Annotated in this window: 13 protein-coding genes; 10 read left to right on the top strand and 3 right to left on the bottom strand. The window is 43.4% G+C overall.

The features are described 5' to 3' along the window. The first annotated feature begins 4 nt into the window (after positions 1 to 4). From cbpC to tig, 10 genes are all read left to right on the top strand, one after another. Positions 5 to 1024, top strand: coding sequence for a choline-binding protein CbpC (gene cbpC, locus ADI74_RS02155; RefSeq protein ID WP_049536740.1), 1020 nt, complete (start codon positions 5 to 7; stop codon positions 1022 to 1024). Between the two features lie 118 nt (positions 1025 to 1142). Further along, positions 1143 to 2021, top strand: a complete 879-nt coding sequence (mvk, locus tag ADI74_RS02150) for a mevalonate kinase (protein ID WP_049536738.1) — start codon at positions 1143 to 1145, stop codon at positions 2019 to 2021. Continuing rightward, positions 2003 to 2956, top strand: coding sequence for a diphosphomevalonate decarboxylase (mvaD, locus tag ADI74_RS02145; RefSeq protein ID WP_049536737.1), 954 nt, complete (start codon positions 2003 to 2005; stop codon positions 2954 to 2956). The genes mvk and mvaD overlap by 19 nt, the downstream gene beginning before the upstream one ends. Then, a complete protein-coding gene (locus ADI74_RS02140) occupies positions 2943 to 3950 on the top strand; it encodes a phosphomevalonate kinase (protein WP_049536736.1) in 1008 nt (335 codons plus the stop codon). Before mvaD ends, ADI74_RS02140 begins: the two co-directional genes overlap by 14 nt. Next, positions 3934 to 4935 carry a type 2 isopentenyl-diphosphate Delta-isomerase gene (gene fni, locus ADI74_RS02135; protein ID WP_049536735.1) on the top strand — a complete coding sequence of 334 codons (1002 nt, stop codon included), beginning with the start codon at positions 3934 to 3936 and terminating at the stop codon, positions 4933 to 4935. Before ADI74_RS02140 ends, fni begins: the two co-directional genes overlap by 17 nt. Positions 4936 to 5051: 116 nt before the next feature. Further along, a complete protein-coding gene (gene liaF, locus ADI74_RS02130) occupies positions 5052 to 5750 on the top strand; it encodes a cell wall-active antibiotics response protein LiaF (protein ID WP_000714479.1) in 699 nt (232 codons plus the stop codon). Further along, positions 5747 to 6745, top strand: coding sequence for a sensor histidine kinase (locus ADI74_RS02125; protein WP_049536733.1), 999 nt, complete (start codon positions 5747 to 5749; stop codon positions 6743 to 6745). The genes liaF and ADI74_RS02125 overlap by 4 nt, the downstream gene beginning before the upstream one ends. A gap of 10 nt (positions 6746 to 6755) precedes the next feature. Then, a complete protein-coding gene (locus ADI74_RS02120) occupies positions 6756 to 7388 on the top strand; it encodes a response regulator transcription factor (RefSeq protein WP_049536731.1) in 633 nt (210 codons plus the stop codon). Beyond that, positions 7389 to 8045, top strand: coding sequence for a DNA alkylation repair protein (locus ADI74_RS02115; RefSeq protein ID WP_049536730.1), 657 nt, complete (start codon positions 7389 to 7391; stop codon positions 8043 to 8045). Between the two features lie 90 nt (positions 8046 to 8135). Continuing rightward, positions 8136 to 9419: a trigger factor gene (tig, locus tag ADI74_RS02110; protein ID WP_000116504.1), complete on the top strand. Its 1284-nt coding sequence runs from the start codon at positions 8136 to 8138 to the stop codon at positions 9417 to 9419. 198 nt (positions 9420 to 9617) lie between these two features. On the opposite strand, the gene ADI74_RS02100 is transcribed toward tig, so the two are convergent. The 3 genes from ADI74_RS02100 to rnhC form a co-directional block, all read right to left on the bottom strand. After that, positions 9618 to 11987 (bottom strand): ATP-dependent RecD-like DNA helicase, encoded by a 2370-nt coding sequence (locus tag ADI74_RS02100; protein WP_049536729.1) that lies wholly within the window; start codon positions 11985 to 11987, stop codon positions 9618 to 9620. A 129-nt stretch (positions 11988 to 12116) separates the two neighbouring features. Continuing rightward, positions 12117 to 12731: a signal peptidase I gene (lepB, locus tag ADI74_RS02095; RefSeq protein WP_049536728.1), complete on the bottom strand. Its 615-nt coding sequence runs from the start codon at positions 12729 to 12731 to the stop codon at positions 12117 to 12119. A 3-nt stretch (positions 12732 to 12734) separates the two neighbouring features. Further along, the gene (gene rnhC / locus ADI74_RS02090; RefSeq protein WP_049536727.1) at positions 12735 to 13616 is read right to left on the bottom strand and encodes a ribonuclease HIII; all 882 of its coding nucleotides are present in this window, start codon (positions 13614 to 13616) and stop codon (positions 12735 to 12737) included. Between the last annotated feature and the right edge of the window lie 69 nt (positions 13617 to 13685).

Here is a 13685-nt window from a genome sequence, read left to right as displayed (position 1 = left end):
ACAAATGAAGCTTTTGAAAAAAATGATGCAAGTCGCACTAGCAACATTTTTCTTTGGTTTGCTAGCTACAAATACTGTATTTGCGGATACCACAGGTGGCCAATTTGTTGATAAGGATAATAGAAAATATTATGTAAAAGATGATCATAAAGCAATCTATTGGCATAAAATAGACGGTAAAACTTACTATTTTGGTGATAGAGGAGAGATGGTTGTCGGTTGGCAATACGTAGAAATTCATGGAACAGGTTATCGTGATAATTTATTTAATAATCGTCCAGTCTTAGAAATTGGCCTTCAACAGAAGTGGTACTATTTTGGACAAGATGGTGCTTTGCTAGAACAAACAGATAAACAAGTACTAGAGGCAAAAACGTCTGAAAATACAGGAAAAGTATACGGTGAACAATATACTCCATCTGCTGAAAAGAGAACTTATTATTTTGATAATAATTATGCTGTAAAGACTGGCTGGACTTATGAAGACGGCAATTGGTATTATTTAAATAAGCTAGGAATTTCTGGCGATGATTCTTACAATCCACTACCAATTGGTGAAGTTGCTAAGGGTTGGACTCAAGATTTCCATGTTACTTTTGGCATTGATAGAAGCAAACCTGCTCCATGGTACTACTTAGATCCAACAACTGGCATCATGCAAACAGGTTGGCAACATCTTGGTAATAAATGGTACTATCTCCGTTCATCAGGAGCAATGGCGACTGGCTGGTATCAGGAAGGTACCACTTGGTATTATTTAGACCAACCAAATGGCGATATGAAAACTGGTTGGCAAAACCTTGGGAACAAATGGTACTATCTCCGTTCATCAGGAGCAATGGCAACTGGTTGGTATCAAGAAGGTTCGACTTGGTATTATCTACATGCAAGTAATGGAGATATGAAGACAGGCTGGTTCCAGGTCAATGGTAAATGGTACTATGCTTATAGCTCAGGTGCTTTGGCGGTGAATACTACCGTAGATGGCTACTACGTCAACTATAATGGCGAATGGGTTCAATAATGAAAGAGGCGATTGTAAAGGAAACAATCGCTTTTTTTGTGAAAATATAATAAAATAGATAGGAGAAATACTACTGTATGAAAAGTGAGACGGTCTTTCCGTCTGGTTAAAGGAAAACATGACAAAAAAAGTTGGTGTCGGTCAGGCACATAGTAAGATTATTTTAATAGGGGAGCATGCGGTAGTCTACGGCTATCCTGCCATTTCTCTGCCTCTCTTAGAGGTGGAGGTGACCTGCAAGGTGGTCCCTGCTGAAAGTCCATGGCGTCTTTATGAGGAGGATACCTTATCTATGGCGGTGTATGCCTCGCTTGAACATCTAAATATCAAGGATGCTTGCATTCGCTGTGTGATTGACTCGGCTATCCCTGAAAAACGAGGGATGGGTTCGTCAGCAGCTATCAGTATAGCGGCTATTCGTGCGGTTTTTGACTACTATCAAGCCGACCTGCCTCATGATGTACTAGAAATCTTGGTCAATCGGGCTGAGATGATTGCCCATATGAATCCAAGCGGGTTGGATGCCAAGACCTGTCTCAGTGACCAACCTATTCGCTTTATTAAAAACGTTGGATTTACAGAGCTTAAGATGGACCTATCCGCTTATTTGGTCATTGCAGATACGGGCGTGTATGGTCACACTCGTGAAGCCATCCAAGTGGTTCAAAGCAAGGGGAAGGATGCCCTACCGTTTTTGCATGCCTTGGGAGAATTGACCCAGCAGGCAGAAGATGCGATTAGACAAAAAGATGCTAAAAAACTGGGACAAATATTCAGTCAGGCACATTTACATCTAAAAGAAATTGGTGTCAGTAGCCCTGAGGCGGATTCCCTCGTTGAAACGGCTCTGAGCTACGGAGCTCTGGGTGCCAAGATGAGCGGTGGTGGGCTAGGAGGCTGTATCATAGCCTTGGCAACCAATCTGGATCAAGCAGAAGAACTAGCAAAACGATTAGAAGAGAAAGGAGCTGTTCAGACATGGATCGAAAGCCTGTAACAGTACGTTCCTATGCAAATATTGCCATTATCAAATACTGGGGAAAGAAAAAAGAGAAAGAGATGGTTCCTGCTACTAGCAGTATCTCTCTGACTTTGGAAAATATGTATACAGAGACGACCTTGTCGCCTCTACCAGCCCATGCGACGGCGGATGCCTTTTATATCAATGGTCAGCTCCAAAATGAGGCGGAGCATGCCAAGATGAGCAAGATTATCGACCGCTACCGTCCAGAAGGTGAGGGTTTTGTCCGTATCGATACCCAAAACAACATGCCGACTGCGGCGGGCTTGTCCTCTAGTTCTAGTGGTTTGTCCGCCTTGGTCAAGGCTTGCAACGCCTATTTCCAGCTTGGTTTGGATCGGAGTCAGTTGGCACAGGAGGCTAAGTTCGCTTCAGGTTCTTCCTCTCGTAGTTTTTATGGACCACTAGGTGCTTGGGATAAGGATAGTGGGGAGATTTACCCTGTAGAGACAGACTTGAAACTAGCTATGATCATGTTGGTGCTAGAGGATAAGAAAAAACCAATTTCTAGCCGTGATGGGATGAAACTTTGTGTGGAAACCTCGACGACTTTTGATGACTGGGTGCGTCAATCTGAGAAGGATTATCAGGATATGCTGGTCTATCTCAAGGAAAATGACTTTGCCAAGGTTGGTGAATTAACGGAGAAAAATGCCCTTGCTATGCACGCTACGACCAAAACAGCATCACCAGCCTTTTCTTATCTGACCGATGCAAGCTATGAAGCGATGGACTTTGTCCGCCAGCTTCGTGAGCAAGGAGAAGTCTGTTACTTTACCATGGATGCTGGCCCTAATGTCAAGGTCCTCTGTCAAGAGGAAGACTTGGAGCATTTATCTGAAATATTTGGTCAACGTTATCGCTTGATTGTGTCAAAAACAAAGGATTTGAGCCAAGATGATTGCTGTTAAGACTTGTGGAAAACTCTATTGGGCTGGTGAGTACGCCATTTTAGAACTAGGACAGTTGGCCTTGATAAAGGCGATACCTATCTATATGAGGGGAGAGATTGCCTTTTCTGAGACCTACCGTATCTATTCAGATATGTTTGATTTTGCAGTGGACTTGACACCAAATCCTGACTACAGCTTGATTCAAGAAACGATTTCTCTAGTGGAAGATTTTTTGACCTATCGAGGTCAGGATTTAAGGCCTTTTTCTCTAGAAATCAGTGGAAAAATGGAACGAGAAGGGAAAAAGTTTGGTCTAGGCTCTAGTGGTAGTGTCGTTGTCTTGGTTGTCAAGGCTCTGCTGGCTCTGTATCATCTTTCAATTGATCAGAATCTCTTGTTCAAGCTGGCTAGCGCTGTACTTCTTAAACGTGGGGACAACGGCTCCATGGGAGACCTTGCCTGTATTGTGGCGGAGGATTTGATTCTCTACCAGTCTTTTGATCGCCAGAAGGTGGCTGCTTGGTTGGAAGAAGAAAACTTGGCGACAGTTTTGGAGCGTGATTGGGGCTTTTCGATCTCACAAGTGCAACCAGCCCTAGAATGTGATTTCCTAGTGGGATGGACCAAGGAAGTGGCTGTATCGAGTGACATGATTCAGCAAATCAAGCAAAACATAGACCAGAATTTTTTAACATCCTCAAAAGCAATGGTGTCTGCTTTGGTAGAAGCCTTGGAGCAGGGGAATGCAGAAAAAATCATCAAGCAGGTGGAAACAGCCAGCCAGCTCTTAGAAGGCTTGAGCCCAGATATATACACACCTTCGCTGAGACAGTTGAAAGAAGCCAGTCAAGATTTGCAAGTCGTTGCCAAGAGCAGTGGCGCTGGTGGTGGTGACTGTGGGATTGCCTTGAGTTTTGATGAGCAATCAACTGAAACCCTAAAAAATCGTTGGGCCGATCTGGGAATTGAGCTCTTATACCAAGAAAGGATAGGACATGATGACAAATCGTAAGGACGAGCATATCCGCTATGCCCTTGAGCAGAAAAGCTCCTATAATAGCTTTGATGAGGTGGAGTTAATTCATTCTTCGCTACCGCTCTATGACCTAGATGAGATTGATCTTTCGACAGAATTTGCTGGTCGAAAATGGGACTTTCCTTTTTATATCAATGCCATGACAGGTGGGAGCGATAAGGGGAGAGAAATCAATCAAAAACTGGCTCAGGTGGCAGAAGCATGTGGGATTTTGTTTGTGACGGGATCTTATAGCGCAGCCCTCAAAGATCCAACAGATGACTCTTTTTCTGTCAAATCTAGCCATCCAAATCTCCTCCTTGGAACCAATATTGGCTTGGACAAAACTGTTGACCTAGGACTTCAGACTGTAGAAGTGATGAATCCTCTCATCTTACAAGTGCATGTCAATGTCATGCAAGAATTACTCATGCCCGAAGGAGAACGAAAGTTCAGAAGCTGGCAATCGCATCTGGCAGACTATAGCAAGCGTATCCCTGTTCCTATTATTCTCAAGGAAGTGGGCTTTGGGATGGATGTAAAGACCATCGAGAGAGCCTATGAACTAGGAATTCGAACCGTTGACCTGTCAGGTCGTGGTGGTACTAGCTTTGCTTATATCGAAAATCGCCGTAGTGGCCAGCGTGATTACCTTAATCAATGGGGTCAGTCTACCATGCAAGTCCTTCTCAATGCTCAAGACTGGAAAGACAAGGTCGAACTCTTGGTCAGCGGAGGGGTTCGGAACCCGCTTGATATGATTAAGTGCTTGGTATTTGGTGCCAAGGCTGTAGGACTGTCACGTACCGTTCTAGAGTTGATTGAAACTTACTCCGTTGAAGAAGTGATTAGCATCATCCAAAGCTGGAAAGAAGATCTGCGTTTGATTATGTGTGCTCTTAATTGTGCCACCATAGCAGATCTGCAAAAAGTAGACTATATACTTTATGGCAAACTAAAAGAAGCAAAAGATCAGATGTAAAGAGGTCGGGACAAGAATCCCGCCCTTTTTTGTATCTCTTTGTCAACCGCTTTTTCCATCCTCAGACCGAGGTGACTTTTTTAAATTGTGATAAAATAGAAAGAGAGGATGCAGCTATGAAAAAATTTCAAATCTTTTTATTTATTGAAGCCTGTCTGCTGACGGGAGCTCTGATTTTGATGGTATCAGAGCATTTTTCGCGTTTTCTGCTGATTCTGTTCCTCTTTTTGCTCTTGCTCCGCTATTATGCAGGTAAAGAGGGCAACAACGTCTTTCTCCTTGTAGCGACTATTCTTTTCTTTTTCATCGTCATGCTCAATCCCTTTGTGATTCTAGCTATCTTTGTAGCGGTGATCTACAGTCTCTTTCTTCTCTATCCAATGATGAACCAAGAAAGAGAGGAGACGGATTTGGTCTTTGAAGAGGTGATGACAGTAAAAAATGAACGCAATCCTTGGTTTGGCAATCTCCATCATTTCTCTAGTCACCAGACCTGCCAGTTTGACGATATCAACCTCTTTCGCCTCATGGGCAAGGACACCATTCACTTAGAAAGAGTTATCCTAACCAATCATGATAATGTCATTATCCTTAGAAAGATGGTCGGAACGACTAGGATTATCGTACCTGTAGATGTGGAAATCAGCCTCAGTGTCAACTGTCTTTATGGAGATCTTACCTTCCTTCATCAACCTAAGAGATCCCTTCGAAATGAACACTATCATCAGGAGACCAGAGACTATCTCAAGAGTAACAAGAGCGTCAAAATTTTCCTAACCAGTATGATTGGAGATGTGGAGGTGGTCAGAGGATGAAAAAGCAATCTTATCTGTTAATCGGGCTGACTGCTCTCCTTTTTATCCTCTTTTTGACCAATAGTCTACTTGATATTCTCAATCTTGATTGGTCCTATTTGCTACAAGATATTGAGAGAACAGAAAAGTTAATCTTCTTGATTTTTGTCTTTAGTCTTTCCATGTCCTTCTTTTTTGTCCTCTTTTGGAGGGTGATGGAAGAAATTTCTCGCAGAAAAATGCAGGTCAATCTCAAGCGACTGTTAGCAGGAAAAGAGGTGGTTTCTTTTGCAGATCCAGACTTGGATGCCAGTTTCAAGTCCTTATCTGGCAAGCTCAATCTCTTGACAGAAGCTGTTCAAAAGGCTGAAAATCAAGGCCTGGTCAGGGAAGAAGCAATCATCGAGAAAGAACGGAAGCGGATTGCACGTGACTTGCACGATACAGTTAGTCAGGAGTTGTTTGCAGCCCATATGATTTTATCAGGTGTCAGCCAGCAGGCTTTGAAGCTGGATAGAGAAAAGATGCAGACCCAGTTGCAAAGTGTCGCAGCCATTCTCGAAACGGCCCAGAAAGATTTGCGGGTCTTGCTCCTACATTTGCGTCCTGTAGAGTTGGAAGAGAAGAGTTTGGTTGAGGGGATTCAAATCCTCTTAAAAGAGCTTGAGGACAAGAGTGATCTCAAGGTAAGCCTCAAGCAAAATGTGTCTAAATTGCCTAAGAAGATTGAAGAACATATCTTCCGTATTTTGCAGGAATTGATCAGCAATACCCTCCGCCATGCCCAGGCATCTTGCTTAGATGTCTACCTCTATCAGACTGATGTTGAATTGCAGCTGAAGGTGGTGGACAATGGGATTGGTTTCCAGTTAGGGAGTTTAGATGACTTGAGTTATGGACTGCGAAATATCAAGGAGCGGGTCGAAGATATGGCAGGAACGGTTCAACTCTTGACAGCACCTAAGCAAGGGCTGGCGGTTGATATCCGTATTCCCCTGCTAGATAAGGAATCATAAAGGAGTAGAGATGAAAATTTTACTGGTAGATGACCATGAAATGGTTCGATTGGGCTTGAAAAGCTATTTTGACCTCCAAGACGATGTAGAAGTTGTGGGCGAAGCTGCCAATGGGGCTCAAGGTATTGACTTGGCCTTGAAACTGCGTCCAGATGTCATTGTCATGGATATTGTCATGCCTGAGATGAATGGGATTTATGCAACCTTAGCCATCCTCAAAGAATGGCCTGAAGCCAAGATTTTGATTGTGACCTCTTACCTAGACAATGAAAAAATCATGCCTGTCTTGAATGCGGGTGCCAAAGGTTATATGCTCAAGACTTCTAGTGCAGACGAACTGCTCCACGCTGTTCGTAAGGTTGCTGCTGGAGAGCTTGCTATTGAACAAGAGGTCAGCAAGAAGGTCGAATACCACCGCAATCATATGGAACTTCATGAGGATCTGACTGCGCGTGAACGAGATGTGCTTCAACTCATCGCCAAGGGCTACGAAAATCAGCGCATTGCAGATGAACTCTTTATCTCACTCAAGACGGTCAAGACCCATGTATCCAACATTCTAGCCAAGCTTGAGGTCAGCGATCGCACCCAGGCTGCGGTCTATGCCTTTCAACACCACTTGGTAGGGCAGGAGGACTTTTAGATGAGTTTTGCAGATATACTTGAGGAGCTAGAAGCGGCAAAAGACCCTGAGAAAGCAGGCCCAATGGAAGCCTATATGCGATACCAATTTTCCTTTTTAGGTATTGCAGCTCCTGAAAGAAATGCCCTCTACAAAAAATACTTTCCAAGTGCGAAAAAAACAAAGCTCATCGATTGGGATTTTGTAGACACTTGCTGGGAAAAGGATGCTAGAGAATACCAGTATGTGGCTGCCAACTATTTGAAAGCTATGCAGTCTTATTTGACGGAGAACGATTTGCCTAAGCTTGAGCGTCTGGTCGTGACCAAGTCCTGGTGGGACACAGTAGATATCCTAGACCGAGTAGTTGGGAGTTTGGTTGCTAACCATCCGGAACTTGAAGAAGTGCTTTTAAAATGGAGCCTCTCAGACAATATCTGGCTGAGACGAGTCGCTATTGACCACCAGTTGTTAAGAAAAGAGAAAACGAATGTCCAACTGATGGAAAAGATCCTACTAAACAATCTGGACCAGACAGAATTTTTTATCAACAAAGCCATCGGTTGGGCCCTGAGAGACTACTCCAAAACCAATCCGGAATGGGTAACAAGCTTCATCGAAAAAAACAAGGAAAGAATGGCTGAACTTAGTATCAAGGAAGCGAGCAAGTACCTCTAGCACTATTGAAAAGCGCATTCATTACTTGAAAAAAGTCGCTATTATATGGTATAATGGACTGTATTAAAAATTTTAAGGAGAAATGACAGAATGTCTGTATCATTTGAAAACAAAGAAACAAACCGTGGTGTCTTGACTTTCACTATCTCTCAAGACCAAATCAAACCAGAATTGGACCGTGTATTTAACTCAGTAAAGAAAACTCTTAACGTTCCTGGTTTCCGTAAAGGTCACCTTCCACGCCCTATCTTCGACCAAAAATTTGGTGAAGAAGCTCTTTATCAAGATGCAATGAACGCACTTTTGCCAAACGCTTATGAAGCTGCAGTAAAAGAAGCTGGTCTGGAAGTTGTTGCACAACCAAAAATCGATGTGACTTCAATGGAAAAAGGTCAAGACTGGGTTATCACAGCTGAAGTCGTGACAAAACCTGAAGTAAAATTGGGTGACTACAAAAACCTTGAAGTATCAGTTGATGTAGAAAAAGAAGTAACTGACGCTGACGTTGAAGAACGTATCGAACGCGAACGCAATAACTTGGCTGAATTGGTTATCAAAGAAGGCGCTGCTGAAAATGGCGACACTGTTGTTATTGATTTCGTTGGTTCTATCGATGGTGTTGAGTTCGACGGTGGAAAAGGTGAAAACTTCTCACTTGGACTTGGATCAGGTCAATTCATACCTGGTTTTGAAGACCAATTGGTAGGTCACTCAGCTGGCGAAACTGTTGATGTTATCGTAACATTCCCAGAAGACTACCAAGCAGAAGACCTTGCAGGTAAAGAAGCTAAATTCGTAACAACTATTCACGAAGTAAAAGCTAAAGAAGTTCCAGCTCTTGACGATGAACTTGCAAAAGATATCGACGAAGAAGTAGAAACTCTTGACGAATTGAAAGAAAAATACCGCAAAGAATTGACTGCTGCGAAAGAAGAAGCATACAAAGATGCCGTTGAAGGTGCAGCAATCGATAAAGCTGTAGAAAATGCTGAAATCGTAGAACTTCCAGAAGAAATGATCCACGAAGAAGTTCACCGTTCAGTAAATGAATTCCTTGGAAACTTGCAACGTCAAGGTATCAACCCTGACATGTACTTCCAAATCACTGGAACTACTCAAGAAGACCTTCACAAACAATACGAAGCAGAAGCTGAGTCACGTACAAAGACTAACCTTGTTATCGAAGCAGTTGCCAAAGCTGAAGGATTTGACGCTTCAGAAGAAGAAATCCAAAAAGAAATCGAGCAATTGGCAGCAGACTACAATATGGAAGTTGCACAAGTACAAAACTTGCTTTCAGCTGATATGTTGAAACACGATATCACTATTAAAAAAGCTGTTGAATTGATCACAAGCACTGCAACAGTTAAATAATCTTATACTCTTCGAAAATCTCTTCAAACCACGTCAGCGTCGCCTTACCGTATATATGTTACTGACTTCGTCAGTTCTATCTACAACCTCAAAGCTGTACTTTGAGCAACCTGCGGCTATCTTCCTAGTTTGCTCTTTGATTTTCATTGAGTATTAATAAACAAAAAGCCCACCTGACTAGGTGGGCTTTCTGCTGTACTATTTTCCAAAAATCTCTTTTAAGTCTGCATCTGTAATCCCAATCATGGCTGGAATACTAGACCAGTTTTCCTCGGTGAGGATGTAGGATTGTTCAGAGTCACTTGCTGTGGCAGTTTCAGAGAGGGCTTGTTTACTTTCTTCAATATTATTTTCAATTAAATCACTGAAGCGTTCAATCAGATAGGTCTTGCGAGCAGTCCCGATATGCTTGACTGCATAGTCAAAGGCCTGTAACTCGCCAAGAAGGATGAGCTTGCTCTTGGCACGTGTAATGGCTGTGTAGATGAGATTGCGTTCCAGCATGCGCTTGCTAGCACTAGTGATGGGCAGGATGACAACAGGAAACTCACTTCCCTGCGACTTATGAATGCTCATAGCATAGGCTAGTCGAATCTTGTACCATTCGTTTCGAGGATAGATGACCTCATTGCTATCAAAATCAATGACAATCTCATCTTGTTTGGACTCGGTGTATTTTCCAGGAATCAGGTCTGTGATGTAGCCTAGATCTCCGTTAAAGACATTAACTTCAGCGTCGTTGACTAGGTGAATGACCTTGTCTCCTGTTCGATAGTGACACTGAGTTGCTTCAAAGCTCACTTGTCCTTTTTGGTGAGGATTGAGCAGGTCTTGCATGAGTTGGTTGATGGCGTCAATGCCAGCAGTTCCTCGATACATAGGCGCCAGCACCTGAATATCGCGAGCCGGAATGCCACTTCTGAGGGCAGCACCGAGGATTTTCTCAATGGTAGCTGGGATATGGCCACTAGCGATTTCAAAGTAGGAACGGTCTGCCTTTTTCTGGGTAAAGTCGGATGGCAGGATTCCTTGTCGAATCTGACTAGCCAAGGTGACGATAGTTGATTCTTCGCTCTGACGATAAATCCGTTCCAAGCGAGTCTGCGGAATCAGGGGTATCTGGAGCAAATCAGCCAGGACTTGTCCAGGACTAACAGAAGGTAGCTGGTCGCTATCGCCCACGATGAGAATTTTACTGTTAGAAGAAATGTTGGAGAAGAGTTGGTTGGCTAGCCAAGTATCCACCATGGAAAACTCATCTACAATGATAAAGTCGGCATCTAGATAATCTTCTAGATGGCTGGTATCATCGTCTCCTGTCATCCCCAAATGGCGATGTATAGTCGCGCTAGGCAAACCTGTCAATTCATTCATGCGCCGAGCTGCTCGACCAGTTGGTGCAGCGAGAAGAATAGGTAAGTTGCTTTTTTTCCTGAGATCGAGTCCTTCTAAGAGGGCATAGACAGCGATAATCCCATTGATAACAGTGGTTTTACCTGTACCAGGTCCACCTGTCAGGATAAAGACCTTGTTCTGGATGGCGTCACAGATAGCTTGCTTTTGGATACTATCGTATTGGATACCCAGTTCTTCCTCAACACTAGCGATATGCTTTTGAATGGCTTCCAAATCATGACTCTTTTGCTTTCCTTTTTCGAGGATACGAACCAAGTTATTGCGGATGCCTTCTTCGGCGAAAAAGAGGCTATTATCAAAGATTTTGGTATCAATCTGCTGAACCTTGTCTTCTTCAATGAGGTGGGCGAGTTCCTGGGCGACTTGGCTGGGGTCGAGTTCCACGGGACGGGAAGACTCGAGGAGAGTTAGGGTCTGTTCCAGCAAATCACGGGCTTCCATATAGGTATCGCCCGTATCCATACAACCTTGAAAGAGACTGTGGACAAGACCAGCACGGAAGCGTTCAGGAGCTTGACTTTCGATGCCTAGTTCGGCAGCTAATTGGTCGGCGATGGTAAAACCCAAGCCTTTGATATCCTCGACCAGCTGGTAGGGATAATTTTCAACCACATCAAGAGTTTCTTCCTTGTAAAAGTCTTGAATCTGAAAGGCTAGTTTATTGGGAATGCCGTAGTTGGCAAGTTTTGCCAAGACCATTTCTGTCCCATAGTTGAGACGGAGGGTGGAGACAAAAGCCTCACGGTTTTTGGCAGAGAGTCCAGCAATGCTTTCTAGCTTTTCAGGATGCTCCAGAATTTCGTCTATAGTATTGTCACCGTAGCTATCCACGATTTTCTGAGCAATTTTGAGTCCAATTCCCTTGAAATGGCTGCTAGAAAAGTACTTGACTAGACCCTTACTAGTGGGTTTTGCCCGCTCATAACGGCTGATCTGAAGCTGTTCCCCATACTTGGAGTGCTGAACGATTTGCCCCCAAAAAGTGTAGTCTTCCCCTTCAATCACGTCCGCCATGGTTCCTGTAACGATGATTTCAAAATCGTCAAAGTCCTCCGCATCGGTATCTTCGATATCTAAGAGGAGGATGCGATAAAAATTACTGGGATTTTCAAAAATAATCCGTTCAATGGTGCCTGAAAAATAAACTTCCATAGGTTTCCTTTACATGAGTTCATGAGAGTTGGACCCTTAGCTTCTTTCAACAAGCTAGGAGGCTAAAAGGTTTTCTACTCGCAATAGAAAAAGAGACTGAGACTTAGCGTTCTCGGCCTCTTCCTTATCTTAAAAAGTTCCGATACGGTTAAGTGGCCAGAAACGGAATTTTGCTTCACCTTTGATATCGCTTACCTTGAAGGTGCCGACATGGCGGCTGTCGCTAGAGACTAGACGATCGTCACCAAGGAGAAGGTACTCGCCTTGAGGGACAGTAAAGCTGAAGCTGGTATTGGAATTGACATCGACCGTAAAGGCCTGTGCTTTTTGAGCAAGTTCTCTAAAGTAGACTCCCTTATTGCCTTCAAATCCTTTACCAGTATAGGTATTTTGCAACTTTTCTGTTTTGAACAAGTTGAGGTACTCAGCTAGGTAAGGTTCATCCGTTTCTTCACCATTGATAAAAAGTTTATCATTTTCGTAGCGGATGGTATCTCCAGGCATACCGATGACCCTTTTGACAATGTCTTTATTTCCGTCTTCCTCATGCGCAACCACGATGTCGAAGCGGTCAATTGGGAGGTGTTTGACAACGAAGAGAACCTCTCCGTCGGCTAGGGTAGGGTCCATCGAGTGTCCTTCTACACGGACATTGCTCCAAAGGAAAATGCGGCTAAGACCGACCAGTGCGATAATCAGGAAGAAAACTCCCCATTCTTTTAGAAATGTTTTAAACGAATTCATAATTTACCTTTCTAGAAGTGCTTTGGCTTTTTCAGTATTTTTAAAATGCAGTTTGGCGCAGAAATGAAGTCCTTTCATTCCATAGGCCTGCAGGATTTTACTGGCAACCTTATCAGATGCAGTTCCAGCGCCACTTGGCAGTTGATAGCCCAGTTCTCGTCCAAGATTTTCCAAGTTTTCGAGGAAGAGATCCCGCGCGATGATAGAGCTAACTGCAACAGCCAGGTATTTGCCCTCAGCTTTTTCTTCCAAAGTGATCTTGTTTGGAAAATGATTGGCTTCTTGCGCCAAGTACTTGTCATAGTTTTTAGGACTTGTAAAAGCATCAATGACGATTTTTTCTGGCTGGACTCCTTTTTGAAGTAGGAGAAAAATAGCCTGATTGTGAAGGGCAACTTTTACAGAAACAGCATTGTAACGCTCTCCGATAACTTCGTTGTACTTGCTCGGTGAAAGGAGAAGCGCTTGGTGCTGGATTTTTTCCTTGAGAATAGGGGCAATTTGACGAATCTTTTGATCTGTCAGAGTCTTAGAATCCCCCACACCGAGTTTTCGCAAGAAATCGTGCTGATCAGGTGTCACGAAGGAAGCCACGACAGCTAGACCACCAAAGTAGGAACCATTTCCCACCTCATCAGTCCCAATCATAGGAAAATCTTGTCCACTGTTTTCTTGTTGAACCTGATAGCCAAAGAAACTGGCGTATTGCTCAGCAGCTTCGCCCTGCAGGAGGACTTTTCCAGAAGTATAGATGGAAACCGTTGCCTGAGGCAGTCGCAAAAAATAGCGAATATAAGGATTTTTACTAGGACTGAGAGCCTTCTGATACTGACTTAAAAAGCTCTGAATTTCCTGTTCACTTGGTGTGAGTGTGATACTTGCCATAGTCTCTATTGTACCACAAAAGCAGGAGAATTGGTAAAAACTGACAAAGTTAGCGAAATTTGGTATAAT

It is taken from the genome of Streptococcus pseudopneumoniae (genome assembly GCF_001074565.1).
GTDB lineage: Bacteria > Bacillota > Bacilli > Lactobacillales > Streptococcaceae > Streptococcus > Streptococcus pseudopneumoniae_J.
This window is presented reverse-complemented; position numbering and strand designations above follow the sequence as displayed.

What these genes read in the sequence shown, in the direction of transcription:
- ADI74_RS02140 (WP_049536736.1), top strand. Translation starts at nt 2,943, where the DNA reads ATGATTGCTGTTAAGACTTGTGGAAAACTCTATTGGGCTGGTGAGTAC.
- ADI74_RS02115 (WP_049536730.1), top strand. Translation starts at nt 7,389, where the DNA reads ATGAGTTTTGCAGATATACTTGAGGAGCTAGAAGCGGCAAAAGACCCT.
- lepB (WP_049536728.1), bottom strand. Translation starts at nt 12,731, where the DNA reads ATGAATTCGTTTAAAACATTTCTAAAAGAATGGGGAGTTTTCTTCCTG.
- cbpC (WP_049536740.1), top strand. Translation starts at nt 5, where the DNA reads ATGAAGCTTTTGAAAAAAATGATGCAAGTCGCACTAGCAACATTTTTC.
- mvk (WP_049536738.1), top strand. Translation starts at nt 1,143, where the DNA reads ATGACAAAAAAAGTTGGTGTCGGTCAGGCACATAGTAAGATTATTTTA.
- liaF (WP_000714479.1), top strand. Translation starts at nt 5,052, where the DNA reads ATGAAAAAATTTCAAATCTTTTTATTTATTGAAGCCTGTCTGCTGACG.
- ADI74_RS02120 (WP_049536731.1), top strand. Translation starts at nt 6,756, where the DNA reads ATGAAAATTTTACTGGTAGATGACCATGAAATGGTTCGATTGGGCTTG.
- mvaD (WP_049536737.1), top strand. Translation starts at nt 2,003, where the DNA reads ATGGATCGAAAGCCTGTAACAGTACGTTCCTATGCAAATATTGCCATT.
- ADI74_RS02100 (WP_049536729.1), bottom strand. Translation starts at nt 11,987, where the DNA reads ATGGAAGTTTATTTTTCAGGCACCATTGAACGGATTATTTTTGAAAAT.
- ADI74_RS02125 (WP_049536733.1), top strand. Translation starts at nt 5,747, where the DNA reads ATGAAAAAGCAATCTTATCTGTTAATCGGGCTGACTGCTCTCCTTTTT.
- rnhC (WP_049536727.1), bottom strand. Translation starts at nt 13,616, where the DNA reads ATGGCAAGTATCACACTCACACCAAGTGAACAGGAAATTCAGAGCTTT.
- fni (WP_049536735.1), top strand. Translation starts at nt 3,934, where the DNA reads ATGATGACAAATCGTAAGGACGAGCATATCCGCTATGCCCTTGAGCAG.
- tig (WP_000116504.1), top strand. Translation starts at nt 8,136, where the DNA reads ATGTCTGTATCATTTGAAAACAAAGAAACAAACCGTGGTGTCTTGACT.